Origin of the sequence: Phormidium sp. FACHB-592 (genome assembly GCF_014695795.1) — a bacterium.
Classification (GTDB): Bacteria; Cyanobacteriota; Cyanobacteriia; order Leptolyngbyales; family Leptolyngbyaceae; genus Stenomitos.
In genome coordinates, this window is record NZ_JACJOZ010000106.1 from 1 (window position 1) to 25,359 (window position 25,359).

The 25,359-nt window shown below is 51.0% G+C and carries 26 protein-coding genes; 13 read left to right on the top strand and 13 right to left on the bottom strand.

What is annotated here, in order from left to right; translation table 11 throughout:
- Positions 1-673 precede the first annotated feature (673 nt).
- From H6F86_RS29500 to H6F86_RS29515, 4 genes are all read right to left on the bottom strand, one after another.
- Positions 674-1,846: an LL-diaminopimelate aminotransferase gene (locus tag H6F86_RS29500; protein ID WP_190454622.1), complete on the bottom strand. Its 1,173-nt coding sequence runs from the start codon at positions 1,844-1,846 to the stop codon at positions 674-676.
- A 322-nt stretch (positions 1,847-2,168) separates the two neighbouring features.
- Positions 2,169-2,618: an SRPBCC family protein gene (locus H6F86_RS29505; protein WP_190454625.1), complete on the bottom strand. Its 450-nt coding sequence runs from the start codon at positions 2,616-2,618 to the stop codon at positions 2,169-2,171.
- An 89-nt stretch (positions 2,619-2,707) separates the two neighbouring features.
- Entirely contained in the window at positions 2,708-4,177 is a 1,470-nt protein-coding gene (gene zds, locus H6F86_RS29510) for a 9,9'-di-cis-zeta-carotene desaturase (RefSeq protein ID WP_190455336.1), read from the bottom strand.
- A 166-nt stretch (positions 4,178-4,343) separates the two neighbouring features.
- Positions 4,344-4,919: a TMEM175 family protein gene (locus tag H6F86_RS29515; protein WP_190454628.1), complete on the bottom strand. Its 576-nt coding sequence runs from the start codon at positions 4,917-4,919 to the stop codon at positions 4,344-4,346.
- A gap of 427 nt (positions 4,920-5,346) precedes the next feature.
- On the opposite strand from H6F86_RS29515, the gene H6F86_RS29520 reads away from it, so the two are divergent.
- The gene (locus H6F86_RS29520; RefSeq protein ID WP_190454631.1) at positions 5,347-6,795 is read left to right on the top strand and encodes an ATP-dependent DNA helicase RecQ; all 1,449 of its coding nucleotides are present in this window, start codon (positions 5,347-5,349) and stop codon (positions 6,793-6,795) included.
- A gap of 138 nt (positions 6,796-6,933) precedes the next feature.
- Here the strand turns inward: H6F86_RS29520 and rph are convergent, their stop codons facing one another.
- Together rph and H6F86_RS29530 are read right to left on the bottom strand one after the other, a co-directional pair.
- Positions 6,934-7,647 carry a ribonuclease PH gene (rph, locus tag H6F86_RS29525; RefSeq protein ID WP_190454634.1) on the bottom strand — a complete coding sequence of 238 codons (714 nt, stop codon included), beginning with the start codon at positions 7,645-7,647 and terminating at the stop codon, positions 6,934-6,936.
- Between the two features lie 69 nt (positions 7,648-7,716).
- Positions 7,717-8,271: an adenylate kinase gene (locus H6F86_RS29530; protein ID WP_190454636.1), complete on the bottom strand. Its 555-nt coding sequence runs from the start codon at positions 8,269-8,271 to the stop codon at positions 7,717-7,719.
- Between the two features lie 212 nt (positions 8,272-8,483).
- Here H6F86_RS29530 and H6F86_RS29535 point away from each other — a divergent pair, with 212 nt between their 5' ends.
- Positions 8,484-9,020, top strand: coding sequence for a P-loop NTPase family protein (locus H6F86_RS29535; RefSeq protein ID WP_190454641.1), 537 nt, complete (start codon positions 8,484-8,486; stop codon positions 9,018-9,020).
- 67 nt (positions 9,021-9,087) lie between these two features.
- The gene (gene dcd / locus H6F86_RS29540) at positions 9,088-9,669 is read left to right on the top strand and encodes a dCTP deaminase (RefSeq protein WP_190454644.1); all 582 of its coding nucleotides are present in this window, start codon (positions 9,088-9,090) and stop codon (positions 9,667-9,669) included.
- A 120-nt stretch (positions 9,670-9,789) separates the two neighbouring features.
- Here the strand turns inward: dcd and H6F86_RS29545 are convergent, their stop codons facing one another.
- The 4 genes from H6F86_RS29545 to trxA form a co-directional block, all read right to left on the bottom strand.
- Complete coding sequence (locus H6F86_RS29545) at positions 9,790-11,274, bottom strand: FAD-dependent oxidoreductase (RefSeq protein WP_190454647.1); 1,485 nt, start codon at positions 11,272-11,274, stop codon at positions 9,790-9,792.
- 74 nt (positions 11,275-11,348) lie between these two features.
- Positions 11,349-12,476, bottom strand: coding sequence for a threonine-phosphate decarboxylase CobD (gene cobD / locus H6F86_RS29550; RefSeq protein WP_242033763.1), 1,128 nt, complete (start codon positions 12,474-12,476; stop codon positions 11,349-11,351).
- On the bottom strand, positions 12,457-12,741 hold the full coding sequence (locus tag H6F86_RS29555) for an HU family DNA-binding protein (protein WP_190454649.1): 285 nt from the start codon (positions 12,739-12,741) through the stop codon (positions 12,457-12,459). Before H6F86_RS29555 ends, cobD begins: the two co-directional genes overlap by 20 nt.
- Positions 12,742-13,170: 429 nt before the next feature.
- Entirely contained in the window at positions 13,171-13,488 is a 318-nt protein-coding gene (gene trxA / locus H6F86_RS29560) for a thioredoxin (RefSeq protein WP_190454652.1), read from the bottom strand.
- Between trxA and H6F86_RS29565 the strand changes: the two genes are divergently transcribed.
- Both H6F86_RS29565 and fabG read left to right on the top strand, forming a co-directional pair.
- Complete coding sequence (locus H6F86_RS29565) at positions 13,475-13,717, top strand: hypothetical protein (RefSeq protein ID WP_190454655.1); 243 nt, start codon at positions 13,475-13,477, stop codon at positions 13,715-13,717. The two genes, trxA and H6F86_RS29565, sit on opposite strands and share 14 nt — an antisense overlap.
- 2 nt (positions 13,718-13,719) lie before the next feature.
- A complete protein-coding gene (gene fabG / locus H6F86_RS29570; RefSeq protein WP_190454658.1) occupies positions 13,720-14,484 on the top strand; it encodes a 3-oxoacyl-[acyl-carrier-protein] reductase in 765 nt (254 codons plus the stop codon).
- A 121-nt stretch (positions 14,485-14,605) separates the two neighbouring features.
- On the opposite strand, the gene H6F86_RS29575 is transcribed toward fabG, so the two are convergent.
- The gene (locus H6F86_RS29575; RefSeq protein ID WP_190454661.1) at positions 14,606-15,619 is read right to left on the bottom strand and encodes an NAD(P)-dependent alcohol dehydrogenase; all 1,014 of its coding nucleotides are present in this window, start codon (positions 15,617-15,619) and stop codon (positions 14,606-14,608) included.
- 267 nt (positions 15,620-15,886) lie between these two features.
- On the opposite strand from H6F86_RS29575, the gene H6F86_RS29580 reads away from it, so the two are divergent.
- The 4 genes from H6F86_RS29580 to H6F86_RS29595 all read left to right on the top strand — a co-directional run bounded on the left by H6F86_RS29580 (position 15,887) and on the right by H6F86_RS29595 (position 20,283).
- Positions 15,887-16,270: a helix-turn-helix domain-containing protein gene (locus H6F86_RS29580; protein WP_190454664.1), complete on the top strand. Its 384-nt coding sequence runs from the start codon at positions 15,887-15,889 to the stop codon at positions 16,268-16,270.
- A 92-nt stretch (positions 16,271-16,362) separates the two neighbouring features.
- A complete protein-coding gene (gene groL, locus H6F86_RS29585) occupies positions 16,363-18,039 on the top strand; it encodes a chaperonin GroEL (RefSeq protein WP_190454667.1) in 1,677 nt (558 codons plus the stop codon).
- 292 nt (positions 18,040-18,331) lie between these two features.
- Positions 18,332-19,540, top strand: coding sequence for a magnesium/cobalt transporter CorA (gene corA / locus H6F86_RS29590; RefSeq protein WP_190454670.1), 1,209 nt, complete (start codon positions 18,332-18,334; stop codon positions 19,538-19,540).
- Positions 19,537-20,283, top strand: a complete 747-nt coding sequence (locus tag H6F86_RS29595; protein ID WP_190454673.1) for a hypothetical protein — start codon at positions 19,537-19,539, stop codon at positions 20,281-20,283. Before corA ends, H6F86_RS29595 begins: the two co-directional genes overlap by 4 nt.
- A gap of 310 nt (positions 20,284-20,593) precedes the next feature.
- Here H6F86_RS29595 and H6F86_RS29600 read toward each other — a convergent pair whose 3' ends face one another.
- On the bottom strand, positions 20,594-20,734 hold the full coding sequence (locus H6F86_RS29600; protein ID WP_190454675.1) for a hypothetical protein: 141 nt from the start codon (positions 20,732-20,734) through the stop codon (positions 20,594-20,596).
- 275 nt (positions 20,735-21,009) lie between these two features.
- Between H6F86_RS29600 and H6F86_RS29605 the strand changes: the two genes are divergently transcribed.
- The 4 genes from H6F86_RS29605 (at position 21,010) to H6F86_RS29620 (ending at position 24,405) form a co-directional block, all read left to right on the top strand.
- The gene (locus H6F86_RS29605) at positions 21,010-22,125 is read left to right on the top strand and encodes a helix-turn-helix domain-containing protein (protein WP_190454677.1); all 1,116 of its coding nucleotides are present in this window, start codon (positions 21,010-21,012) and stop codon (positions 22,123-22,125) included.
- A gap of 87 nt (positions 22,126-22,212) precedes the next feature.
- A complete protein-coding gene (gene lipA / locus H6F86_RS29610; protein ID WP_190454680.1) occupies positions 22,213-23,151 on the top strand; it encodes a lipoyl synthase in 939 nt (312 codons plus the stop codon).
- A 12-nt stretch (positions 23,152-23,163) separates the two neighbouring features.
- Positions 23,164-24,099, top strand: a complete 936-nt coding sequence (locus H6F86_RS29615) for an NAD(P)H-dependent glycerol-3-phosphate dehydrogenase (RefSeq protein WP_190454683.1) — start codon at positions 23,164-23,166, stop codon at positions 24,097-24,099.
- 27 nt (positions 24,100-24,126) lie between these two features.
- Positions 24,127-24,405 (top strand): hypothetical protein, encoded by a 279-nt coding sequence (locus H6F86_RS29620; protein WP_190454686.1) that lies wholly within the window; start codon positions 24,127-24,129, stop codon positions 24,403-24,405.
- A gap of 27 nt (positions 24,406-24,432) precedes the next feature.
- Here the strand turns inward: H6F86_RS29620 and H6F86_RS29625 are convergent, their stop codons facing one another.
- The gene (locus H6F86_RS29625; RefSeq protein WP_190454688.1) at positions 24,433-25,050 is read right to left on the bottom strand and encodes a DUF2721 domain-containing protein; all 618 of its coding nucleotides are present in this window, start codon (positions 25,048-25,050) and stop codon (positions 24,433-24,435) included.
- Between the last annotated feature and the right edge of the window lie 309 nt (positions 25,051-25,359).

Here is a 25,359-nt window from a genome sequence, read left to right on the forward strand (position 1 = left end):
CTCATCGGTCAGGTCACTGTCGTAGTAAGGCTGACTCATATCCTCAAGCCATGTAGATGTCACTCTTCTGGTATCGCGCCTTTGTGACCGTAGTTGTCTTCTACTTCACATACATTTACAAACAGTTTCTTAATTTAACCCTCCTACTTAAAGCTTCTATTTGCTTAGGAAGTATGAGCGACAGTACAAAGCTGTAAGGAGCTAGCAGTCAAGCAACAAGCTTATTGCGTCTGGTGAAGCAAAGGCATAGCAAAAAGATGAAGGCTAAATAGAAGCCCTTGCTTAGAGGAAGTTTCAAGTTTATGTCTGTCCTTACTTTCTCTTCGACTGCTATGAGTGAAGCCATACAGCCAAAAAAAAGGGGCAAAACTGCCCCCTTAGCCTCTCATGATAGATTGTGAAAACATTTCCGCGAGCCATAGCTACTGACAGGGCATCTTATCAAGTCCTGTCTTCTCAGTAGGTTTACCGTTCGCCTGAATTACTTTCTACATTTTCAAGTATAAACCCGGATGCGCTTGAATTGGTAAAGTCACGGTTCAATCTAATGAAGTTTAGATGAAGACAAACAGGTTGAAAGCCAGCGTTATAGCGGTTTTTACTTACTGCGGCACTTGCTGATGCCAGCTTCCCTACTCACCTGTACCTTGCTCTATAAGGAATCGCTGCCTTATCAGTGGGAATGCAAGAAGTCAGCGATTCTAGCCACGGCTGTCTCTAAAATGGCGGGTTCGTGAACCAGAGCAAATCGCACGTACCCTTCACCAGACTTACCAAAGCCAGCACCAGGCGAGACGGCTACACCCGTCGCTTTGACTAGCTGGGTACAAAAATGGACGGATTGCGTTGCCCAGGGTTCCGGTAGTTTTGCCCAAACGTACATTGTGGCAGCTGGTGAGGGTACCTCCCAACCAATCTGATGCAGTGCGTCTACAAATGCATCACGACGCTGACGAAAGATTTTGACACTTGCCTCAACGTTCGCTTGTGATCCCGTTAAGGCAGCGATCGCCCCATTTAAGATCCCTCGATACTGGTTAAAGTCAACCACCGTCTTGACCTGTCGCAGCGCCCGAATAAGAGCCGCATTGCCGATCGCATACCCCACCCGAAATCCGCCCATGTTGTAGGACTTGGACATGGTAAAAAACTCGATCGAAACCGTCTTATCAGGATCGGCTTGCAGTATAGAGGGTGGCTGAACCCCGTCAAACACGAAATCTGCATACGGAAAGTCATGTACCAGCACTAAATTATGCTGCTGACAAAAGGCGACCGCAGACTGAAAGAAAGACAAGGGCGCGATCGCGGTCGTGGGATTATGAGGATAGCTTAATACCATCAGGCGTGCTTGCGCCAGCACAGGGGCAGGGATATCCTCAAACGCAGGTAGAAAGCCGTGATCGGCATGCAGTGGCATGGGATAGATCTGCCCACCTGCTAAATAAACGCCGCCTGCATGAGACGGGTAGCCAGGATCTTGCAGTAACGCAAAATCGCCGGGATTGAGAATCGCCAAAGGCAAATGTGCAGTGCCTTCTTGAGAACCGATCAGCGACAAAACTTCTGTTTCTGGATCAACGGCAACGCCAAACTTCTGGGTGTACCAGGTAGCTGCCGCTTGCCGAAACGCCCATGTGCCGTGGAACAGGAGATAGCCGTGCGTCTCTGGGTCAGGTAGGGAACGAGCGATCGCATCCAGCACAGACGCATCAGCAGGCAAGTCAGACGATCCTAAGGAAAGGTCAATCAAAGTCTGCCCTGCTGCTCTAGCTCTAGCTTTTGCCTGATCCATATCGGCAAACACATTGGACTGTAGCGAGTTAAGGCGGTTAGCAAATTGCATGGCAGTTAGCATTGAGCCGTCAAGCTTGAGCGTACTCCGTTAGGTTAAACCTGGCGATCGACTTAAAAAAGTGTTGTCAACTGAGAAACTTCAGTCTATCGTTTTGGGCTAGCTGCTATAGGCTTCGTGAGCAAAAAGATAGGTGTCATGGCGTGAGCCAACCCTTTGGCTCACGGCTCAGAACGCTGCCGAGAAGACTTGTACTGTTCTAACGCTTAGGGCAAGACACTAATGCTTTCATCCTTTGCTTCGACTAAGCACGTCAGCAAAGCCATACCGCTTCAGTTCATATGGCTAGCTCATTGGAGTGTCAGCCTAAAACTTACAGATTTGCTTTTGCTTGGAGCGCATATTGCCGAAACCGCTCTAAATCTGCGTGCAGCGTTGATTCCACCACTCGCCCAATGAAGAGATTATCGAGGAGTTGACCGAGAAAGCCAGGAATCGCGTAGCCGACGGACATTTTGACGATGCTGCCTTTGTCACCGCGATCGTAAAAGCGAATCGCACCCCGGTTGGGCAACCCATCGACTGATTCCCATTGAATAATTTGATTCTGCACCACCTTCGCAATGCGAGAGAGCCAGGTAAACTCCAAACCTCCCGTTGCCAATTTCCAGCGCGACAGTTCAGGCTGGTCTTCAAGGACTTTGACAGAATCAATCCACTTCATCCAGCGGGGCATTTGCTCCAGGTCAGACCAAAGACCCCAGACAACTTCGATCGGGGCATCAACTTCTACTTGGACGCTGTGTTCGAGCCAGTTGGACATGAGGGAAAAGTTATGAGTTTTGAGTTTTGAGTTGATTTGACTACTGGCAATACTTTCAGCCTTTAGCGTTTAGCCTTTCTGTCTCTTCCCTAGTAGTTAAACAATCCCATGCCTTGAACCTTGTGCCCTGTTGGTTCCAGAATCGCTTGTGCGGCCTGTCTACCAGAGATGGTCGCTCCTTCCATGCTATCGATATAATCTTGTTGGGTGTAACTGCCCGCAAGGAAGAAGTTGGCGATCGGCGTTTTTTGTGCAGGACGATACGGATCCATGCCGGGAGCCTCGCGATAGAGGGATTGGGCAAGTTTAACAACACTGTACCAGGTCATCTTGAGGTCGCGGGAGGAAGGGAAAAGGTCGTGGACTTGTTTAAGGACGTGTTGCGCGATCGCCTCATTGCTCTGTTTGATAAATGGATCGCCTGGAGTCAGCACCAGTTGCAGTAGAGAACCTTCCCCTTCGCGGTAGTAGTTGCTGGGGCTTGTCAGCGCCATATCAGCAAAGCAGGAAAAGTCAGCATCAGGCGTATAGAGCAGGTTATCAATGCCAGTAGCGTGATCCAGTTGTTTGCGTTGCGCGGAGTCATGCAGCTCTGTCACCCAGCCATCAAAGCGAAGCTGCACGGTCGCCACAGGAACCGCATCCAGCTTGTAGATATTGTCGAACTCTTTCCAGGTACGCCATTCGCTAGGCAAAAGTCGTTGAATACCGGGGATATCGCAGGCGGCGAGGTAGGCATCAGCCGCGATCGTCTCTTCAGTGTCATCTTTGGTAACGACTAAGCCTGTGACATGGGTTTGATCGCCTTCGCCTTCAAAGAGAACCTGACGAATACGGCGGCGAGTATGGATCTTGGTGCCGCGGGCTTCCAGGTAGTCCACGATCGGCTTGTGCAGATACTCGTGGGGCGAGCCTTCTAACATTCGCAGCACTGAGGCTTCTGTCTTAGCAGCAAAGAACTGAAAGATGGTGAGCATACAGCGGGCAGAGATATTTTCAGTGTCAATGAAACCGAGGGCATAGGCGATCGGGTTCCACATCCGCTTCAGGCTACCGTTCGAGCCACCTTGCTTGCGAAACCAGTCGGCAAAGCTGATACCATCCAGGTTGCGAATGCTTTTCATGGCACCGTCAAAGTCTACCAAGCCGCGCACAATGGGGCTGGTGCCAAGGGCGATCGCGTTCTGCACCTTATCCTGCACCGAAAGTTGGGAGGTCGTGAAGAATGCCTTCAAGCCATTAAAGGGCGCACCGGTGATGAAGCGAAAATCCAGCATCCCGGTTTGTCCACCGCGGTTGATGAAGGTATGGGTGTGTTCCTTGAGCAGCAAACTCTCAAAGGCTCCCACCTTTTTCATTAGGTCAAACAGGTTGTAGTAGCAGCCAAAAAAGACGTGCAGACCCATTTCTAAATGGTTGCCGTCTGCATCAACCCAACTGCCCACCTTGCCACCCACAAACGGACGAGACTCAAAGATTTCTACTTCATGTCCGGCATCGGCTAACTCAACGGCTGCTGCCAAACCTGCTAGCCCCGCGCCCACGATCGCAACTCGCATTCTGTCTTCTCGCTTAGATTGCTTCACATATTGTAAAGGAATGTGCGGATAGATGAGCGGCAGGCGCTTACTGCAACTGATTCACCCACTAGCGAAATTGGCGTATCAGGCTCGTCATTCTCAATATTCGACGGTCGTTAATACCTGACGCAATGGAGCGATCGCCTTACTGAATGAGAGTTTTTTCAATGCGACGATCAGGGATGAGCCAAAAGATTGCGATCACAGTGTAGATTAAGCAGGCAACCCACGCATTGACAAAAGCCAGTGGAATTGCCACCGCATAAAGGATGACCGAAATCTTACCTTTAAAGTCTTCCCTGATAGCCGTTCCCAAAGTAGAATCCTTGCCGTGATTAGCAATGAGGACGCGGGTCAAAATAAAGTAAGCGATCGCGGCAAACATGAGCACCACACCATAGACTGCAACAGGGATGGCAGCAAAGGCGTTCTCGCCCATCCAACCAGTCATAAACGGAAAGAGTGACAACCAGAAGAGCAAATGCAAATTCGCCCAGAGAACACTGCCCTTTACGGAGTGAACTGCCTGGAATAGGTGGTGGTGATTGTTCCAGTAGATGCCGATATAGACATAACTGAGAACATAGCTCAAAAAGACTGGAATTAGCGGACGTAGCCCTGACAGATCGGCTTTATGCGGCACTTTCATTTCCAGCACCATGATCGTGATGATGATAGCAAGGACTCCATCGCTGAATGCTTCTAACCTGCCTTTTCCCATAGTATTGATGCTCCTTTTTGTGTTTTCACACGTTGAAAATAGGCTGTCGGTTCGACCTCAAAAAAGCTCTATGTTTTGCAGCGCTCGCCGCCAGAGACACAACAATAGCTCTGATGCAATGGTAGAAGGTAAGGGGCGTATCGTAATGTTCACGCGTTACCCGTGATCAAAAACTGCATGATGCAGTCTAGTCTGGTCATCCGAAAACAGTTATGACACTGCGTTGTGTCAATTGTCTTCATGCTTAAAGTGAACCTAGTATAAAGCCCTGTTGATTCACCTCCTAGCCACAAGCAGAATTTACCTACCACTGACCGTTTTCCCAAGCACATTGATCGACCTGTGTGCTGCTTCGATCGGCGTGGCGAAGTTGGGCATTCTGAAGCAATGACTTCTACAGAAGCGTGTCATCAGGGAAGCATCAAGCATGAATCATCCATCTGTGTCTGTACGTGAAACCATTCGCGCGAAGCTGAAACAGATTTGGGGGTATGACGATTTTCGATCGCCTCAGGGAGAAATTGTCCAGTGCTTGCTGGAGCAACGGGATGCGCTGATCATTATGCCGACTGGAGGTGGAAAATCCCTCTGTTTTCAGCTTCCAGCGTTGATGCAAGCGGGATTGACGATCATCGTGTCGCCCTTGGTGGCGCTGATGGAAAACCAGGTGCAGGAACTTCGCCAACGCCGTTTGCCTGCCGCCTTGCTGCATAGTGAAGTGTCCAAACAGCAGCGCCGACAAACGTTGTGGGCATTGGAAAACCAAAGTCTGCGGTTGCTCTACCTTTCGCCTGAAACGCTGCTGAGTGAGGCTGTCTGGGAGCGGTTATGTCAGCCCGATCTCAAAATTAACGGACTCATTTTGGACGAGGCTCACTGCTTGGTCCAGTGGGGCGATACATTCCGTCCAGCGTATTATCGGTTGGGTGTGGTACGTCCAGCGTTGCTGAAGTGTAAGCCAGAGGGGACAAAGATTGCGATCGCAGCCTTCACTGCCACTGCCAATCCTGATGCTCAGCAGACAATTCAGCGAGTGCTGCAACTCCAGCAGCCAGAAGTCTTTCGGCTCAATCCCTACCGCGCCAATTTGCACCTCAATGTGCAGGTGGTTTGGACGCCTAGGCAGCGACGACAGCAAATGCTGAAGTTTATTCAAGCGCAGCTAGGGCAAGCGGGATTAGTGTATGTCCGCACTCGTCGCGATAGTGAAACTCTGGCAGAGTGGCTGTCGCAGCAGGGCTTTCAGACGGCAGCCTATCATGCAGGGCTGAGTGCTGATGAGCGACGGCAGCTTGAAAAAGCCTGGTTGGGTGGCACAATGCACTTCGTTATCTGCACCTGCGCCTTTGGCATGGGGATTGACAAGCCGAATGTCCGTTGGGTCGTGCATTTTCACTCGCCGCTGCTGCTATCAGAGTATGTGCAGGAAGTCGGACGAGCCGGACGGGACGGAAAACCTGCTACAGCTCTGACGCTCATCAGCGAGACAACAGGCTGGCTTGATCCAGAAGACAAACAGCGACGACAGTTTTTTGTCGAACAGGCACAAAAGCAGCAGCGATCGGCGCAGGCACTTAGCCACAAATTGCCAACTCAAGGAGATGTCGCTAGCGTTAGCAGACAATTTAAGGATGGCGTGATCGCCCTTTCTCTGCTCAACAGCACCGGACACCTGGAATGGTCTGATCCGTTCCATTACGTGATGAAGCCTGGAAACGTTGATCGCAGAGGACAGTCGAACACTCAGGCTGCCAAACAGATGACCGAGTACCTTAAAACGCGAGACTGTCGTTGGCGCTTTTTGCTTGGTGCGTTTGGGTTTGAGTCAGACGCATTGAGCTTACGCTGTGGGCACTGTGACAACTGCCGCCACTAGAGCCTAGGGGCTGAGCATGAAACTAAACGTCAGTTCGACTGATCGAGGAAAGCTAGGAAGTAAGCTAGAACTCTCTTTGCCATCCTTTAAACCTTAGCGATCGCCTTTTAGTCGTCACGACAACAAGCCTGCTAGAGGCTAAAACGCGCGAAGCTGTGCGTCTAGCAACTCCTGAATGCCCTTTTCAGCAGTGTCCAAAATGCGGTTGAGTTGGGCACGGCTAAAGCTACCTGTTTCGGCAGTGCCTTGAATTTCGATCAATTCCAGCTTTTCATTCATGACTACATTGCAGTCCAGCTCGGCGGCGACATCTTCGGGATAGTTGAGGTCGAGTAAGGGTTGGTCATCAATCAATCCCACAGAAACCGCAGCCACTTGATGGATGATGGGCGATCGCACCAGTTCCCCCTTTGCCACCAGTTGATCCAGTGCATCCTTCAGCGCCACAAAGCCGCCCGTGATGGACGTGGTGCGCGTACCAGCATCCGCTTGCAGCACATCGGCATCAACGACGATCGTGCGTTCGCCCAGCAGCGACATATCCAGGGTCGATCGCAAACTGCGCCCAATCAACCGTTGAATCTCCTGCGTCCGACCAGAGAGCTTCATTAGCTCCCGTTCCTGGCGCTCTGGCGTTGCACCGGGCAGCATACGATATTCTGCCGTTAGCCAGCCCTGCCCCTTACCTTCCAAAAATCTGGGCACTTTCGGCTGGATGGAGACATTACAAAGCACCTGCGTATCCCCACATTTTGCTAACACCGATGCCGCTGCAAAGCGCGTAAAGTTGCGCTCAAAGCTCACCGGACGCAACTGATTCGATCGTCGACCATCTGGACGCTGCCAAGCCATACGTTTGCCTCAAATCCCCTTGCTCAGGATACAGGGGTTAGAGCTAGGGGGCTAGGGGCACGGCTGTTCTTACTGCGGCTTGAGCTGTTGCACGATTGCTTGCTGTACCTGAGCGAGCGCCTGATTGCCATCGACCTTGAGTAGGCGATCGCGCATAGCGTAGTACTCCAGCAGTGGCGTAGTGCACTCATGAAAGAGAGTGATGCGCCGCTGAATTGCTTCTAAGGTATCGTCAGTTCTGGCTCTTGTCAGCGAACGGCTGACCAAAACCGAGTCGGGAACCTGAAGTAAAATCGCAAAATCCAACTGCTGGTCAAGTGTATCGAGCAGAAAATCAAGCTCCTCTGCCTGAAACGCCGTGCGAGGATAGCCTTCGAGCAGCCAGCCTTGCGCCACATCTGGTTGCAACAAGCGCTGTCGAATGAGGTCAATCATGCTGTTATCGGAGACCAATTCACCCTGCTCAACTTGCGTTTGCACCTGCTTGCCCAGTTCCGTTTGAGCTGCGACCGCGCTTCGCAAAATATCGCCAGTTGAAATCCCAGTGATGCCTAACGATTGACACAGTTGCTCTGCTTGCGTTCCTTTTCCGGCTCCTGGTCCTCCCAAAATGACGAGTTTCATGGTTGACGGCTCCTGCTGCTTGGCTCAAGGCTATTTTGCACCATTTCTCATGACACCACTGCACGATCGTATGATTAGTGCCTTATGCTTGACGGACTATTACATATAGTGTTTGATGTGGGAGAAATCCTACAAATCACGCTAGATTCTGAGTACTTCAAAAAGTTTAAGACTAGCGCTGATCTCAGTTAATCGTTACCTGGATATGGCTTATGGTTTCACAGATCGAAACCCCCTCGATCGATGTCGGTCATCAACTCACTCATCGGGTTGAAGGGCTGGTACAGGTTTTTACGTGTTCGCATCGCAGCTTTTTTACCAACGTGATGGCGCAGGCGTTGCGGATTGCTGGACAGGGCACACCCGTATTGGTCGTGCAGTTTCTCAAGGGTGGCATTGGTCAAGGCTACGAGCATCCGGTGCAATTGGGTCAAAACCTGGACTGGATTCGCTGCAATTTGCCGCGCTGCATTGATACGCCACAATTGGATGAAGAGGAAACGCGATCGCTGTTGGAGCTGTGGGAGTATACGCAGGCGATCGTCCTGGAAGGTAAATACGAACTGGTAGTGCTGGATGAACTGAGTTTGGCAGTCAATTTTGGGCTGATTGCTGATACAGAGGTGCTATCACTCCTGCAACAGCGTCCGCGTCACGTAGATATTATCCTGACGGGACCAGAAATGCCGCGATCGCTCCTTGACGTAGCGGATCAAATCACCGAACTCCGCCGTAGCCATCAGCCTTAGCTTTTAGCGTTCAGCTATCAGCTTTACAAAGATAGTCATCACTCAAAGCCATCCAACCTAACCAGTCATGATTAAAAACGACACTTGGATTACACAAATGGCTGAACAGGGCATGATTAGTCCCTTTGAGCCACAATTAGTTAGAAAAGTCGATGGCTTGCCAGTTATTTCCTACGGGTTGAGCAGTTACGGTTACGACCTGAGACTTTCACCCTCTGAGTTTCGGATTTTTAAGCACATCCCTGGCACAGTGGTTGACCCCAAAAACTTTAACCCTGCCAATCTAGAACCCGCCCAACTCCATGCAGGTGAGGACGGACATCACTTTATTTTGCCTGCCCATTCTTACGGCTTAGGGGTCGCGCTAGAAAAGCTAGAAGTGCCTGAAAACGTGACGGTGGTTTGCATTGGTAAGAGTACCTATGCTCGTTGCGGCATTATTGCGAATTTAACGCCTGCCGAGGCTGGTTGGCGCGGTTATTTAACGCTGGAATTTTCCAACTCGTCTAGCGCTGATTGCCGCATTTATGCGGGCGAAGGTGTTGTTCAATTGCTCTTTTTGGAAGGAGCACCCTGCGCTGTAAGCTACGAAACTCGACGCGGCAAGTATCAAGATCAACCGGAGAAGGTGACGCTGGCAAGGGTATGATAGCGGTCAGCAGTCAGCGGTCAGCTTTTACTTTCATCTTCTGACTTGTGGTTTCTGACTCCTGGCTTTTGTTTTCTGACTCCTTCTAAAAACAAACAACCAACCACTAACAACTACGCCTCAGTTTACCGATCGCCGCCAGTTAAAGAAACCTTCCAGAAAATCCTGCAATTTAGTGCTTCTCTGCAATCGAAGGTGCTGCCATTCGGCGGCAGTTTGCTGAAGGATGGTAGCGAGGGACGATGACGGTAACACGAGAGCGGCGATCGCCTGAATTTTGAGTTTTTGCTGCATGGCAAGGGCGATCGTGCTAATTAGTTCTTCCGCTTGCGAACCAACGATGTGTGCGCCCAGAAGCTCGCCGTTGCGATGCACCAGCAGTTTGCAAAAGCCGGTTGTTTCATCTTGAAGTTGGGCTTTAGCCAGCATTTTGAAGGGTTGGCAGAGGATGGTTACGTCATTGCCATAGCGTTGAACGGCAGCGGTTTCGGTTTGTCCCACTCGTGCTAAAGGTGGGTGGGTGGCAACAACGCTGAGAATAGGGCGATCGGTGACTTTGGCGATCGGTAAAAACAGCGCATTTTTGAGGGCGACTTTGGCATCAGCGATCGCAATATGTGGGGTGTCATAGCCAGCAATCTGTCCCCGGCAGGCGTAGATGCGAGGATTGGTGGTCTGTAGTTTCGCATTGACCAGAATGCCTGAGGATGACTGTTTGACGTTTGCGGCTGGCAGATTGAGGCTGGTCTGATCAAACGGTGGTGTCATAGCCAGGATGATCTCGTCAGTTTCGATCGCCCGATTGCCTGCCTGTACCCATTTTTTACCGTCAATTTCTCGTACCTGGCTCACACTCGTTCCCGTTAAAACCTCTACGCCTTCTGCTTCTAGCTGCGCCTGAATCAAAAAGGCGGCTTCGGCATCTTCGTGCGGGAGCAATTGGGCATCCGGCACAATGAGCATGACCGATCGTCCAAGCCGCACCAGGCTTTGCGCCAATTCAACGCCGATCGCGTCCCTGCCAATGATGACGAGTTGACGAGATGCCAGTGAAGGCAGTTTTTGTAAAACCACATCAGCCGTCAAGTAGCCAACGGTGGTCAGTCCATCAATCGCTGCAAGCGGCGGTAGCACTGTTCCAACCCCTGTTGGCTCTGTTCGGATGCTGACACGAAGAGAATCGATCGCCAAAAGGTAAGCACGCGATCGCAGCGATCGACCATTAACCAGCAAGCCGAGTTGGGGTTTGCGATGAAACTCACCAAAGCCAGCAATCACCTCGATTCCCATGGCAGAGAGGACCGCAGGAGACTGCGGTTCAACGCTGGCAGCCTTTGCCGCAACCGACCAGCGTTTTGCTTGCGTCCACACCGTTGCCTCAGACGGAAGCGCTGCCTCTGTCGTCTCAAGACCTAGCTGTACCCCTCGCTGCAACTGTTTAAGCGTTTGCCCCATAGCACTCAGCACATGAGCATCGCTTATCTTGCTAGTAGCACAGCCCTGATCCACCAGCACTACACGGGCTTTGAGCTGAGCCGCCGCGATCGCTGCCTGAATGCCAGCCGCACTACTACCAATAACAACCAGATCGTAATCAACAGGCATAAAGGGAGAGAAGAAAGGGGGCAGAAGTTGAAACCATGAAGGCACACAACTTAACACTAACCCTACTTTCCCTTTCAGAGGATGCAACTTAAGCCGTCTATTAACCGCTGGTTTTCAGTCTCAGTGCGAATGGCAACACGGAAATAGCGATCGCCCAGTGATGGAAAACTCAAACAATCCCGAATTAGGATCTGGTGTCGCTTCAAAAGTTCCATTTGCAGTTGCACGACCGATCGATCCGACTCGACCAGCAAAAAATTCGCTGCACCAGGAGACGGCTGTAACCCCGGCAAGCTAGCTAAACCGTGAAACAACCGAGGCTTTGCTGCCGCCAGCCACTCCCACGTCTGCTGCTGAAACGCAGTGTCTTGCACCATCACTGCGCCTGCTGCTGCTGCCAATGCATTCACAGACCAGGGATCGCGCCACTCTTGCCAACGCTTGAGTCGATCGGGATGGGCGATCGCGTAGCCCAACCGCAGCCCTGGCAGGCTGTAGAACTTGGTGAGCGATCGCAGCACCACTAAATTTGGTTGCTCCAAAACCAGGTCAATCACGCTCTGCTGCTCGTCTGGTGGCAAGAAGTCCATAAACGCTTCATCCACTACCACCAGCGCGTAATCATGCAAATGCGGCTGCAAGCGGTGCTTTGTTAAAAGGCTACCCGTTGGATTATGCGGATTGTTAAGCAATAGCCCAAGCGCTTGACCATTCAATCGCTGCTTACCGGCTTCGAGCGGCAAAGCCTGTTCAAAATTCCAATGGCGATCGTCCTGAGATGCTAACGGACGTGCCAAGACGCGAGCGTTGAAGGCTTTAAGCGCTCGCTGATAGTCACTAAAGGCAGGCGTGAACAGGCAAGTAGCGTCCAACGCCGCTAGATCACGACACGCCCAGGTCAACAGTTCAGCCGCACCATTACCAGGAAGAATATACTCTGGTGGCATGTGATGGAACGCACCGAGCGCTGATCGCAACGCACTATATTGAGGGTCAGGGTACGCCTTCAGGTCGCCCAAGTGTGCTTGAATGGCAGCGATCGCAGACTTTGGGGGACCTAGCGGATTAATACTGGCAGAAAAATCAAGAATGGCAGAGGGGGAACAGTGAGCAAGCGATGCTGCCCACACTAAATTTCCCCCATGCTGCGGACGGTCAGGCAAAGGCGCGATCGCCGAATCGTTATTGCTTTTCAGGAGCAACCTTCTCCCTAAACAGCTTTCCGGCTGAAAATGCTGGCACCTTCGTCGCAGGAATATCCATCTTGTCACCCGTTTTGGGGTTACGTCCCTCGCGGGCTTTGCGCTCCCGTGGCTCAAAGGAACCAAAGCCAACGAGCGTTACTTTGTCACCCTCGCTCACGGCTTCGACGATCGCTTCCAAAGCAGCCGTTAGCACCGCATCAGCCTGCTTTTTCGTCACGCTGGCTTTATCTGCCACAGCATCCACCAACTCTCCCTTATTCATAGGTTCTCCTTAGTTTTTTAGGGCATAACGCAGTGTTTATCGGGGTTTCGAGCGAAATCCAGCAATTAAAGATTCTGCTTGAATTTCCATAAAACGGCTGAAACACCGACGCACTCGAACTTTTAATGCCTTATTCTAAAGCGATCCATTCGCTCTGGATCGGCGAAACCTTTAAGATATGTGGCTTTTGAGACTTTTTTGCTAATTCCAGACACCCGCAGCTATAAGAAAGCCATATAGATAATGGCTTTGGGGCATGGGTGGCGGTTAGCAACAAGAGAGAGGTTAGGGAAGCAGAGGCGGAAGACGAAGCTGAGCTACTGAACTGCTGCTAAAGCTACATAAGCCGTGCATCGCTTCATTCACTGGTAATGCAGGGCAAGGCAGAACTCAAAACCTTTCCCACCCCTTACGCCTTACCTTCACTTCCTACACCAGCGCTTTCAACCGTTGAATTAACTGCTCCGCAGGCACTACGCCTTCAATGCGCTCTACAGGTTGCCCCTGCTTAAACAGCACCAACGTTGGTAGCGCATGAATTTGGTGCTCTGATGCTAATTGAGGGTACTTTTCTGTATCAATCTTGATGACCTTTACCTGATGCTTCATTTGAGCATTTACCTGCTCTAAAATGCCTGCCATCATTTGACAAGGACCGCACCACGTTGCATAAAAATCTACCAAAACGGGCAATTCTGAGCCAGAAAGCAACTCTTCAAAGCTATCAAACTGCTTGTTTACTGCCATTATTCAAATTCTCCAAGTGCCACTCTTCTATCCTAGTCCTGCTACCACCGATCGCCCCTCATCCCGTCGGCTCGCTCCCCCTTCTTTTGTTTCCCCTGCCCCCTCTGCCCTTTGCCCTCTGCCTCGTCTGCCCTCCTTGTTTAATCCTGCTCGGCTAAGCCCTTACGTCGAAGCCTACTCCCCACTCCCCCTTTCCTCTATGATCATTGAGCGATATTTGGAGAAATGACTATGGAAGCACTGCCAACTAGCCAGCAACGACTACAGGGAAAAGTGGCGATCGTCACCGGAGCCTCACGCGGCATTGGTCGTGCTACGGCTCTGGCGTTGGCGGCAGAAGGGGCAACGGTTGTGGTTAACTATGCCAGTTCTCGGGAGGCTGCCGATCAGGTGGTGGCAGAGGTTGAGGCTTTGGGCAGTAGCGCAATCGCCCTTCCCGCAGATGTGTCTAAAGCCGATCAGGTGGATGGGTTAATCAACGCTGTCATGGAGAAGTGGGGGCAGGTGGATGTGTTGGTCAACAATGCTGGCATCACCCGCGATACGCTGCTGCTACGGATGAAACCAGAGGACTGGCAGGCAGTCATTGACCTCAACCTAACAGGTGTCTTTTTGTGTACCCGCGCCGTAAGCAAAATTATGCTGAAGCAGCGATCGGGTCGCATCGTCAACATCACCTCTGTTGCAGGGCAAATGGGCAATCCTGGTCAGGCAAACTATAGCGCTGCTAAAGCAGGTGTCATTGGCTTCACCAAAACGGTGGCGAAAGAACTGGCAACCCGTGGCATCACGGTGAATGCAGTCGCTCCTGGCTTTATCACAACAGATATGACGGCTGACGTTAAGGCAGATGCTATCTTGCAATTTATTCCGTTAGGACGCTACGGCAAGCCTGAAGAAGTGGCGGGGCTGATTCGCTTCCTGGCGGCTGACCCTGCTGCTGCCTACATCACAGGACAGGTGATGAATGTTGATGGTGGGATGGTGATGGCTTAGGGGGCAGAGGGCAGAAGAAGGCTGAGGGCATGAGGCAGAGGGCAGAAGTAAAGAGGAAGGCTAAAGGATGAAGGCTAAAAGCTAAACGCTGACCGCTGACGGCTGAAAGCTAAAAAATTGCTCAAATGGTGATCACGACTTTGCCAAAGTGTGCCCCGCTTTCTAGGTAGCGCATGGCTTCCTTCGCAGCAGAGAAGGGAAACGTCCGATCGATAACGGGTTGCATTTTGTGCAAAGCGATCGCCCGGTTCATTGTCTCAAACAAATCGCGGGAGCCAACATAGATGCCTTGAACGCGCACGTGTTTATGCAGAATAGCGCTGGTTTTAACGTCTCCAGCCGTGCCCGTTAGCACGCCAATTAAGGCAATTCTGCCCCCATAGCGAACGGCTCTCAACGACTGAGACAAGGTGTTTGAGCCACCCACCTCAATCACATGATCAACGCCTCTGTGGTCTGTCAGTGCCCAGACCGCTTCCTCCCAGTTGGGTGTCGTTTTGTAATTAATGCCAACAGCGGCTCCCAATTGCTTTGCCCGCTCCAGTTTGTCATCGCTGCTACTGGTAATGATGACCGTTGCCCCCATCATCCTGGCAAATTGCAGTGCAAAGAGTGAGACCCCGCCCGTGCCTTGCAGTAAAACGGTGTCGCCCGCTTTTAGTTGCCCTTCAGCTACTAGTGCATTCCAGGCAGTAACCGCCGCGCACGGTAACGTTGCGGCTTCCTCATAGGAAAGATGAGCGGGAATTTTAACGATGCCTTGCTCACTAAACACCACGTATTCTGCCAGCACGCCATCGATCGCCCCACCCAGCGCGGATTTTACTTTTTCTGGGGTCAGTTCGCCTGCCAGAAACGTTTGCATAAAGGCTCCTGCTACGCGATCGCCAATCTGTACACGGGTCACGCCCGACCCAACGGCAACAACTTCACCTGCACCATCCGAAAGCGGCACGATCGGCTGTACCGCTTGGGAACCGTACGCTCCCTTTGTCACCAGTAAATCCCGATAGTTCAATGAGGCAGCGTGCATTTTCACTAAAACTTGCCCTACTTGCGGCTGCGGATCAGGTCGCTCTACTAGAGTTAGTGCCTCTAATCCCGGCTGATCATTACGTAATTCATACGCTTGCATAGAAATCTCCTAATAAGGATGAGGGAGGGGGAAAGCAGGGGAAGCGGGAGGAGCAAGAGACGATTTAAGTTTTATGCTTTGCATTTTGAGTGGAGAGGGATTTGATTGCTCCTCTGCCTCCCCTGCTCCCTCTGCCCCTCTTGCTTTCCCTGCCCCTTCCGCCCCTTAGTCCTCCGAACACCTTAATTTTGGAGGCTTGCCCACATTTTGCCAAGTACGCACATTTTTGTAGAGTACTATCAAAAAGTATCCTGTCTGAGAACTGCTATGCGAAAACGACAGAACGTTTGCCGCTACGGATGTGCGGTAGAAGCTACTCTGGATGTCATTGGCGGACGCTGGAAAGGTGTGATTCTTTTTCACCTTTTAGAAGGCACAAAGCGTTTTAATGAACTCCATCGGCTGATTGATGGCTGCACTCAGCGTATGTTGACGCTGCAACTGCGAGAACTAGAGCAGGATGGCGTAGTCTTGCGGACTGTTTATGCTGAGGTGCCGCCAAAAGTTGAGTATTCACTCACTGAATTTGGTCGTAGCCTGGAGCCAATTTTGCTGTTGATGCGGACATGGGGTGAGCAATATACCAGCCAGTTGACCCAGCAGAAGCAAGTCCATGCGGTTGATCGCGCCTCAGTAAACACCACCGCTTGACTCAAAAATCTAACTCGCAACGGAATTCCTGATTCCTTAGCACTCGATCGCAGAGAGTGCTAAAGTCAATGTGGAGAACTGAGCGAGTAGTTATGGCAAAAATTGTTGTCTTCAATGACGAATCGCGGCAGGCATTAGAGCGAGGCGTGAATGCGCTGGCAGATGCCGTTCGCGTGACCCTGGGTCCCAAAGGTCGAAACGTCCTTTTGGAAAAGAAGTATGGCGCACCCCAGATTGTGAACGACGGTGTGACGATCGCTAGAGAAATCGAGCTAGAAGATCCGCTGGAAAATACAGGCGCTGCTCTCATCCGTGAAGTTGCGTCTAAAACGAAGGATCTGGCAGGCGATGGCACTACCACTGCTACCGTGCTCGCCCAAGCCATGATTCGCGAAGGCATGAAAAATGTCGCCGCTGGCACCAACCCAGTTGCCCTACGACGCGGCATTGAGAAAGCCGTGATCAAACTGGTGGAAGAAATTCAGGCAGTCGCTAAGCCTGTGGAAGGAAACGCGATCGCCCAAGTTGCTACCGTTTCATCGGGTAACGATGAAGAAGTCGGCTCCATGATTGCTGAAGCGATGGATAAAGTTGGCAAAGATGGCGTGATCACCGTCGAAGAATCCAAATCCCTCAGCACTGAGTTGGACTTGGTAGAAGGGATGCAGATCGATCGCGGCTACATTTCCCCATACTTTGTCACTGATGGCGAACGGATGATTGCCGAACTGGACAATCCCCTTATTCTGATCGCCGACAAAAAAATTAGCTCCATCCAGGATTTGATTCCAGTGCTGGAGAAAATCGCGCGATCAGGGCAACCCCTGCTGATCATTGCCGAAGATGTAGAAGGCGAAGCACTAGCAACCCTTGTGGTTAACCGTCTGCGTGGCGTGCTCAACGCGACCGCAATTAAGGCACCTGGCTTTGGCGAACGTCGTAAAGCGCTGCTGCAAGACATTGCCGTTCTGACGGGTGGGCAAGTTGTCTCCGAAGAAATCGGACTCAGCCTTGATACTGTCACCCTCGAAATGCTGGGTAAAGCACAGAAAATCACCATCACCAAAGACTCCACCACGATCGTCTCTGGGGAAGAAAACAAAAAGGACATCGACCAGCGCGTTGAGCAAATCCGCAAGGAACTCGATCGCAGCGATTCTGAATACGACAAAGAAAAACTGCAAGAACGCATTGCTAAGTTAGCAGGTGGCGTAGCGGTCATCAAAGTCGGTGCCGCAACTGAGACGGAGCTTAAAAACCGCAAGCTCCGCATTGAAGATGCCCTCAACGCGACTAAAGCAGCCGTTGAAGAAGGTATCGTTCCTGGTGGTGGCACCACGCTGATCCACCTCATCCCCAAACTGGCTGAGTTTAGAAACAGCTTGAGCGCTGAAGAACAAATCGGAGCCGATATTGTCATCAAGGCACTAGAAGCTCCTCTGCGTCAAATTGCAGACAATGCTGGTGTTGAAGGCACCGTTGTCGTCGAAAAAGTCCGTCATTCTGACTTCAACACTGGCTATAACGCTCTCACCGATGTCTATGAAGACCTGATTGCAGCGGGAATCGTTGATCCTGCTAAGGTCGTACGCTCTGCCATTCAAGATGCAGCCTCGATCGCAGGCATGGTACTCACTACCGAAGCACTGGTCGTCGAAAAGCCTGAACCAAAAGGTGCTGGCGGCGGCGGTGCTCCTGACATGGGTGGCATGGGCGGTATGGGTGGCATGGGCGGTATGGGTGGCATGGGCGGCATGGGCATGATGTAGTCCAACTACGCTAGATCTGTCCCTTTAGGATTCTTTAGAGCAGCTTGTTAACGACAGGCTGCTTTTTTGCTGGCGATCGCTTATCCCGCTTACAGACGGTTTCATTTGTCTTTACCAGGGCTTCTATTCCTTCCTCATCCTTTATCCTTTATCCCTCATCCTTTTGCTGTAACCCCTAAACTCCTAAAACTGTCACTAAGCAACCTGACAAATGCTGTAAGACCATCATTTATCGAGCAAAGTTGATTAAATAAGGAAGACACTCAGTCAACTCGTTACGAGGAACTACTAGATGGTCGAGCATCGCTTTTCTACTACTACCCTGCCATCAGTTCATACGTCATCCGATGACGATTCCCACTTCGACTATTTCTACGACACTCCAGGCAGTATGCCGGGAACGCTCAACATTGAAGCAGATGCGTCTCCGCCTGTCATTGTGCTGATCGACTATAACGAAGCACTAGCGACTCGGCTAGAAGTTGAAACGCCCGAAGACTGCATTCCCTACCTGGATACTGAATCTGTCTCCTGGGTGGATGTAAAAGGTCTGGGTAGCGAAGATGTGCTGCGCCGTTTGGGAAATGTTTTTAACCTTCATCCACTTGTGCTTGAAGATATTGTTAATGTTCCACAGCGCCCCAAAATCGAGGATTATGACGATCAACTGCTGGTTATTGCGCGCATGGTGACGCTGAAGTCGTCTGGCAATGGCTTTATTAGTGAACAAGTCAGCCTCATCTTGGGTCGGCACTACCTGTTGACGGTGCAGGAAGAACCAGAATACGACTGCTTTGGTCCCATTCGTGAGCGTATTCGCACTGGCAAAGGTAACATCCGCAAGCAAGGCGCAGACTATCTGGCTTATAGCTTGCTGGACTCGATTATTGATGGCTTTTTCCCAGTTTTGGAAGAGTACGGCGAGCAGATTGAAGCACTGGAAAATGAAGTGGTCGAGAGTCCGTCGCGTCAAACTCTAGAAAAAATTCACACCGTTAAACGCGAATTATTAGGCTTGCGACGTGCCATCTGGCCCCAGCGTGATGCTATTAATGCACTCATTCGTGATGGCAGTGATTTAATTAGTCCCGATGTACATATCTATCTTCGCGATTGTTACGACCATGCCATTCAGGTGCTTGATATGGTAGAAACCTATCGTGAGTTGGCAGCCAGTTTGATGGATGTGTATCTCTCGTCAGTTAGCAATAAGATGAACGAAATTATGAAGCTGCTAACCGTGATTTCATCTATCTTTATTCCGCTTACGTTTATTGCCGGGATTTACGGCATGAATTTTAACACTGAAAAATCACCAGTGAATATGCCTGAACTCAATTGGTATTGGGGTTACCCGCTAGTCATGGTATTAATGGCACTGATTGGTGTGAGTATGCTCTTCCTTTTCTGGCGGCGAGGATGGTTTGAGAATTTCTCGACGGTCAGCGCTAAAAGCAGCACTGCTGAACAAAAACAGCTTCATTCTTCAATGCGCCGATGAACCCTGTTGATCCGATTATTCTGACAGCTTATGTGCTGTGTATTGCCTATTTTCTGTACCTGATTGTTGATGCCTTCAACGATGAGTTTACGATTCATTTAGATGCAGATTTTCTCAGGCAACAGTTAGAGAATCAGAACCTAGAGGGCTTAATTGACATCAGCTTCAAATTTGATAGCCGTTATGAGTTTGACAAGCTTAAGCAACTGGCGATTAGCATCAAAAATCAAGCAGCTTATGAACCCGTTGATGATAAACCGCACGGCATTTCGCTCTATGTGGATTGGGATTACTGTGCCTTCACGGATCTAGATGGTCGATCGCGCCGGGTCACCCGTTTAATGCCTGGTACCACTGTAGATCTCTTTCAAAATCAAGTGTTTAGCACGATTACGCCTAACAGTACACTTAAGGAAACTATCACGGCTGAAGATTTACTCCAGCGAAAAGGCGAACGAAAGGCAGACAAGCTTGATAGTACGTCTCCAGCAAACCTGGAAATTGAGGTGACCAAACCCCTGATCGACTTATCAAAGCCAGGTATAAAGGCACCTGCTAAGGCAAAAGAACGATACGCGCGGTTTATGCAACGCTATACCGATCTGACCTTCTTCCTCGAACTGGCATTTCGCATTGTGGGTCCGCATGGAACGGCCAGTGGCGATCGTGTCTATATACTCTGCAAATTCGTCATGCACAAGCTCCCCTGGACAGCAGGGCTGCCATGGAATCCAAAGTCTTAGGCAGCGGAGCAGAGCAGAAGAGGGGCAGAGGATGTCAAATAATGCAAGGCAGCGCTCTTACTTTGTTAAAAGAGGCAAGGGCTGAACAACGTTTGTGCTTACTTTAAGCCCTTTAGATAGCTGATCACCGATCCTTTCTCCATAGAAATACAGACATCAAAAAAAGTGATGGAGGAAGATCCGCAATCTTCACAGGGGGTTTTAGGCGTAATTTTGGCATGGTTGTAGTGGCAAATCACCAAGCAGCGCCTTGCTTGCCTGTCGTGGGTGTTGCCCGCCCTTGCTACCTGGAATTTTTCTTATGTTTTCCTTACAACACGCAAAGCTTTACTTCCCATTCCGACAATTTCTGACCCAGCCAGTCTTTGACTCCAGGTTTAAGGTTGTACTCAACCCGCGTCACTTTTACCGTTTGCATCAAATTGCACTGTTCGAGCGTTGTCTGGTTCAAGAATGTTCCTCAAAGGATAAACGCTACTAAAGCGGTAATGTCTAGATTTATGTGTTGACGGCAGGGCGATCGCTCTGCCGTTTTGTTTTGAGTTTTGTTTGGAAAAGTGTCCTATCCATCCGGAGAATGGATGAAGCCCCCGAATGAAGATATGAAGATAGTTTAGCCAACTAAATGTAAACGCAGGTTAGGCGCTGGTGCGATCGCCGCTGCCGCCACAGTTGCTTTGGGGTGTGCTATTGAGTGCTTAATGTTTTAACTAGGGGAGGCGATTGATGCTAGCACACGAGTCTACTTACTATGTGGGTGTTCCTGGAGGCAATGCCGAGATGTCTCTGAATGGACTGCGAGCCATTTTGGGTCAGGTAGAGACGGAGCTTTATCAAAGTGAAATTTATGGGCAGATGCTCTCAAGCATCAAGGCATTGCCAGAGGATCTAACGAGGCAAGTGCAGTGCATGGTGCGGGCAGTCGGTAGAGAAGCGATTCGGCTGGCGTTACGTAAGCTGGTGCGAAAGAAACCGGCAGGGCTTATGCCATCAGGCGGTCAAGGCTTTAGCGGCTCAACGTTATCAGTGGCTGCACCCAAGCTCCAACAACCACCTGCACCGCCACCACCGAACGCTAGCCTTAATGAGGTAGCTATGACCGCGCCCGCTCACAACCACCCTCCGACCACTGTACTTGCTGCACCTTCAGATAGCCCTCCAACCCACCTCTTGAATGGGCATATTACCGTTTACCCACCGCCAGCGATGCCGACAACAAAGCAACTCAGAGCCAATATGCCTAAAAAGCGTAGCAAAAAAGAGTTGGCAGCACAGTCAGCGCTACAAGCACGCGAGGCGTGCCTGCGAGAATTGGGTCAAGTGATCCGGCAGGCGCGGCAAGAAAAAGCTTGGTCTCCGTACCATCTCCATATGAAGACCCAAATTCCCGTTCATCAATTAGAAGCGTTGGAAATGGGGCGTATCGATCGACTGCCAGAGGACATTTACCTGCGTGGCTTTATTCGACAGATTGGTAATACTTTGGGTTTGGATGGCAACCACCTGGCAGCATCGTTACCGGAGATCGAGACTGCAACAGCTGTTATACCGTCATGGCAACAGCCAAAAACGCACGTTGGGTTACGCTTGGACTCGATGCACATCTATGTAGGGTATGCAGCCCTTATGGCTAGCGGTATCGCCTGGGTTTCGCAGCAAGCCGCCCCCCCGCAGGTAAATTCAGCACCAATGCCACCACCAGTAACAGTCGAGCCGTCAACAGCTCCTGCTCAAGCGGCAACTGCTAAGGCTAGCCAGAAAAATGTATCAACGCTCAGTGGCAAGCAGAGTACGGCAATGCCAAGCAATATGTCACCACCCGAACGTAGCCCTGTGCGGTAAAAACTGGGTTGCAGCCGCTAGAGCTACTGCCTTCTAACGTTTGCCTGATAGGATGGACGATAGGTTGTTTCACTAACGGCATCAAACGTGGTTGTTAAGCCAGAGTGGTTACGGGTAAAAGCGCCGCAGCGGGAGCGGGTCGGTAGCGTTAAGGAAATCTTGCGTGATTTGGGGCTGAACACAGTTTGTGAAGAGGCATCCTGTCCTAATATTGGCGAGTGCTTTAACAACGGCACTGCCACCTTCCTGATTATGGGACCTGCTTGTACCCGTGCTTGCCCCTACTGCGATATTGACTTTGAGAAAAAGCCAAAACCGCTTGACCCGGCAGAACCAGAGCAATTGGCAGAAGCAGTGCGTCGAATGCGGTTGAACCATGTGGTGGTCACATCGGTTAATCGGGATGATTTGCCCGATGGTGGCGCGGCTCAGTTTGATCGCTGTATCCGTGCTATCCGTGCAGCGTCACCAGGAACCACGATCGAAGTGCTGATCCCTGACCTCTGCGGCAACTGGGATGCGTTAGCAATCATCTTGCAAGCAAACCCAGATGTGTTAAACCACAACACCGAGACGATCGCGCGCTTGTATCGTCGGGTGCGCCCACAAGGTAGCTATCAGCGATCGCTCGAACTTTTGCAGCAGACTCGTGCTCGTGCTCCCTGGGTTTACACCAAGACGGGCATTATGGTGGGCTTGGGCGAAACCGATGCTGAAGTGCGGCAGGTGATGGATGATCTGCGATCAGTCGATTGTGACATTCTGACGATCGGGCAATACCTCCAGCCCAGCCAAAAACATCTTGGTGTTGTAGAGTTTGTGCGACCGGAGCAGTTCAACGCTTGGAGCATTTATGGTGAATCGCTAGGCTTTTTGCAAGTAGTCGCTTCGCCACTCACGCGTAGTTCCTACCATGCCGAGCAAGTCAGAGCGCTAATGGAACGGTTTCCACGGGAAAGAGGCGATCGACTTCAAGCGGTTAGCCTACCGCAGTCTGCGATCAAACCATCGCACGCTGAGAGCTGATCGCCTTAGCTTATGTCACAACGTACGATCGTTATTCTGGGTGCTGGAGCTTGGGGCACCACGTTAGCGGGATTGGCAGCCGCAAAAGGGCACAGTGTACATCTGTGGTCACGCCAACAGGGTGACTTGCAAACTGTTCTCGGTGACGCTGATCTTGTCATCTCGGCTGTCTCTATGAAGGGAGTGAGTGCAGTAGTCGAGCAAGTGGGGCAGGTGGCGATCGCCTCGCATACGGTTTTTGTTACTGCAACCAAAGGGCTGGCAGCCACTAGCAGCGCTGACACCATGCCCCTGCTACCGTCCCAAATCTGGCAGGCAGCCTTACCATCGCATCCTATTGTTGTGCTGTCAGGTCCCAATCTCTCCCAAGAAATTCAGCAGGGCTTACCCGCCGCCAGTGTTGTTGCCAGCCACGATCGAGCCGCCGCAGCAACGGTGCAGGCAGCGCTCTCGTCTAATGCGTTTCGGGTTTATACCAATCCCGATATGCTGGGCGTTGAGCTGGGTGGGACGCTCAAAAACGTGATTGCGATCGCGGTGGGAGCCTGTGACGGTCTGCAACTGGGCACAAATGCGAAAGCAGCGCTAGTCACTCGCGGACTTGCCGAAATTATTCGTGTGGGCACTTACTGGGGCGCGAAACCAGAAACCTTCTACGGTTTGTCTGGTTTGGGTGATTTGCTGGCAACCTGTAACAGTGCGCTTAGTCGCAACTACCAGGTTGGTTACCAACTGGCTCAGGGCAAAACACTCACCGATGTCATCGCCCAACTTCAGGGCACAGCAGAAGGCGTGAACACGACCCAGGTCTTGATAAAATTAGCCAACGAGCAAGCGATCGCCGTACCCATTTCACACCAGGTCGATCGCCTGCTCAAGGGCGATATTACACCACAGGCTGCCGTCGAAGCACTGATGCTACGGGACTATAAGCCAGAGATTCACTAAGGTTCATTTCAGGGTTTAAGAGTCACAATGCCACTCATTACAGCGATCGCAACCTTGTTTAGTCAGCCACCGATTCCGTTTAAGCCAGAGCAGCAAACGTTAAAGGGCTGGGCAATGTACTGCTTGCGCGATCGTGGCTTCAAAGTCATTTATGCCCAAAACGCCGATTTTGCCGTTGAAACACGGGAAGGCAGCAAGGTTTATTTCAGCGTCACTGAGGATGCGACGAATCTGGACAAGAAGATTGGTTGGATTGTGCGCGATCGTACAACTAATCAAATTACCGTGATTCCACCCCAGCCTTAACTAGCCATAAGCGCAAGCCTGACGCACTCAGGAAACCCTTGCTTTAGATGATGGACGCATTTTAGAAGCCTGACTACGCATAAAGCGATCGGCAATTTTAGACCGTTGCTGCCAGCTTGACCGGAGCGGGTTATCGACTCTCACAGGACTCAGCAGATTAGAGATTTCATCCCAAAGCGAATGATCGGCTGTATGGAGATCGACGATTACCAGGATGACCCCTAATAACAGCAGCGTGACACCAAACATAAACAGACCCAACGATATGGGCACAAGCCATTCCAGGTCGATCAACGTCCTTAGTGCGAGCGCGAAGGTACTGGCGATCGCACATAACAACGCATAAGCATTTGCCAAAACCCCGTACCGCACGACCTGGTAGCGATACTGTAGCTGCCGGAGAGACTTCTTGGCTTGGAGGATGCGATTAGTGCTGCGATCAGCTCCCTTGCTATCGCTTCTTGCTTTGCCGCGCATATCACTAGCCTCCAGCAAATCAAGACACTGGCGACTAGCGACTTGCAGCGTTTCTTCGAGTGCTGTCTGGCGTAGGCTGACGCGATTCAACAGCAGCACGCAGGCAAACGTCATCAGCACCGAGTTCAAAATTAGTTGGATTAACTGAGTAGTCTGCTCAACGCTCATGGGGATCCCCTCAGCCATGCGGCTATGTAGGCAAATGATACGGGTTGTTTGTCAACGACGCAACCAATAGTCATCAATATCATAGATTACTTCAGTACAAATGAACTATCTAGGTGGCAATTAGTTTAAGTTAGACGGCTAGCTTTACCAAGTTCCAACGGCTGATCAAGAGCCTTAAAGCAATACCAGAGTCCAGAGTCACAAAGCTATTCATCCTTACAAGTAAAAATAAATTGCATTATGTTGCTGCGCCACCTAATCAGTGACGTGAGGATGCGTTGCCAGGATAAGATCCCCCTTAACTACATT

What these genes read in the sequence shown, in the direction of transcription:
- H6F86_RS29500 (WP_190454622.1), bottom strand. Translation starts at nt 1,846, where the DNA reads ATGCAATTTGCTAACCGCCTTAACTCGCTACAGTCCAATGTGTTTGCC.
- H6F86_RS29505 (WP_190454625.1), bottom strand. Translation starts at nt 2,618, where the DNA reads ATGTCCAACTGGCTCGAACACAGCGTCCAAGTAGAAGTTGATGCCCCG.
- zds (WP_190455336.1), bottom strand. Translation starts at nt 4,177, where the DNA reads ATGCGAGTTGCGATCGTGGGCGCGGGGCTAGCAGGTTTGGCAGCAGCC.
- H6F86_RS29515 (WP_190454628.1), bottom strand. Translation starts at nt 4,919, where the DNA reads ATGGGAAAAGGCAGGTTAGAAGCATTCAGCGATGGAGTCCTTGCTATC.
- H6F86_RS29520 (WP_190454631.1), top strand. Translation starts at nt 5,347, where the DNA reads ATGAATCATCCATCTGTGTCTGTACGTGAAACCATTCGCGCGAAGCTG.
- rph (WP_190454634.1), bottom strand. Translation starts at nt 7,647, where the DNA reads ATGGCTTGGCAGCGTCCAGATGGTCGACGATCGAATCAGTTGCGTCCG.
- H6F86_RS29530 (WP_190454636.1), bottom strand. Translation starts at nt 8,271, where the DNA reads ATGAAACTCGTCATTTTGGGAGGACCAGGAGCCGGAAAAGGAACGCAA.
- H6F86_RS29535 (WP_190454641.1), top strand. Translation starts at nt 8,484, where the DNA reads ATGGTTTCACAGATCGAAACCCCCTCGATCGATGTCGGTCATCAACTC.
- dcd (WP_190454644.1), top strand. Translation starts at nt 9,088, where the DNA reads ATGATTAAAAACGACACTTGGATTACACAAATGGCTGAACAGGGCATG.
- H6F86_RS29545 (WP_190454647.1), bottom strand. Translation starts at nt 11,274, where the DNA reads ATGCCTGTTGATTACGATCTGGTTGTTATTGGTAGTAGTGCGGCTGGC.
- H6F86_RS29555 (WP_190454649.1), bottom strand. Translation starts at nt 12,741, where the DNA reads ATGAATAAGGGAGAGTTGGTGGATGCTGTGGCAGATAAAGCCAGCGTG.
- trxA (WP_190454652.1), bottom strand. Translation starts at nt 13,488, where the DNA reads ATGGCAGTAAACAAGCAGTTTGATAGCTTTGAAGAGTTGCTTTCTGGC.
- fabG (WP_190454658.1), top strand. Translation starts at nt 13,720, where the DNA reads ATGGAAGCACTGCCAACTAGCCAGCAACGACTACAGGGAAAAGTGGCG.
- H6F86_RS29575 (WP_190454661.1), bottom strand. Translation starts at nt 15,619, where the DNA reads ATGCAAGCGTATGAATTACGTAATGATCAGCCGGGATTAGAGGCACTA.
- H6F86_RS29580 (WP_190454664.1), top strand. Translation starts at nt 15,887, where the DNA reads ATGCGAAAACGACAGAACGTTTGCCGCTACGGATGTGCGGTAGAAGCT.
- groL (WP_190454667.1), top strand. Translation starts at nt 16,363, where the DNA reads ATGGCAAAAATTGTTGTCTTCAATGACGAATCGCGGCAGGCATTAGAG.
- corA (WP_190454670.1), top strand. Translation starts at nt 18,332, where the DNA reads ATGGTCGAGCATCGCTTTTCTACTACTACCCTGCCATCAGTTCATACG.
- H6F86_RS29595 (WP_190454673.1), top strand. Translation starts at nt 19,537, where the DNA reads ATGAACCCTGTTGATCCGATTATTCTGACAGCTTATGTGCTGTGTATT.
- H6F86_RS29605 (WP_190454677.1), top strand. Translation starts at nt 21,010, where the DNA reads ATGCTAGCACACGAGTCTACTTACTATGTGGGTGTTCCTGGAGGCAAT.
- H6F86_RS29615 (WP_190454683.1), top strand. Translation starts at nt 23,164, where the DNA reads ATGTCACAACGTACGATCGTTATTCTGGGTGCTGGAGCTTGGGGCACC.
- H6F86_RS29620 (WP_190454686.1), top strand. Translation starts at nt 24,127, where the DNA reads ATGCCACTCATTACAGCGATCGCAACCTTGTTTAGTCAGCCACCGATT.
- H6F86_RS29625 (WP_190454688.1), bottom strand. Translation starts at nt 25,050, where the DNA reads ATGAGCGTTGAGCAGACTACTCAGTTAATCCAACTAATTTTGAACTCG.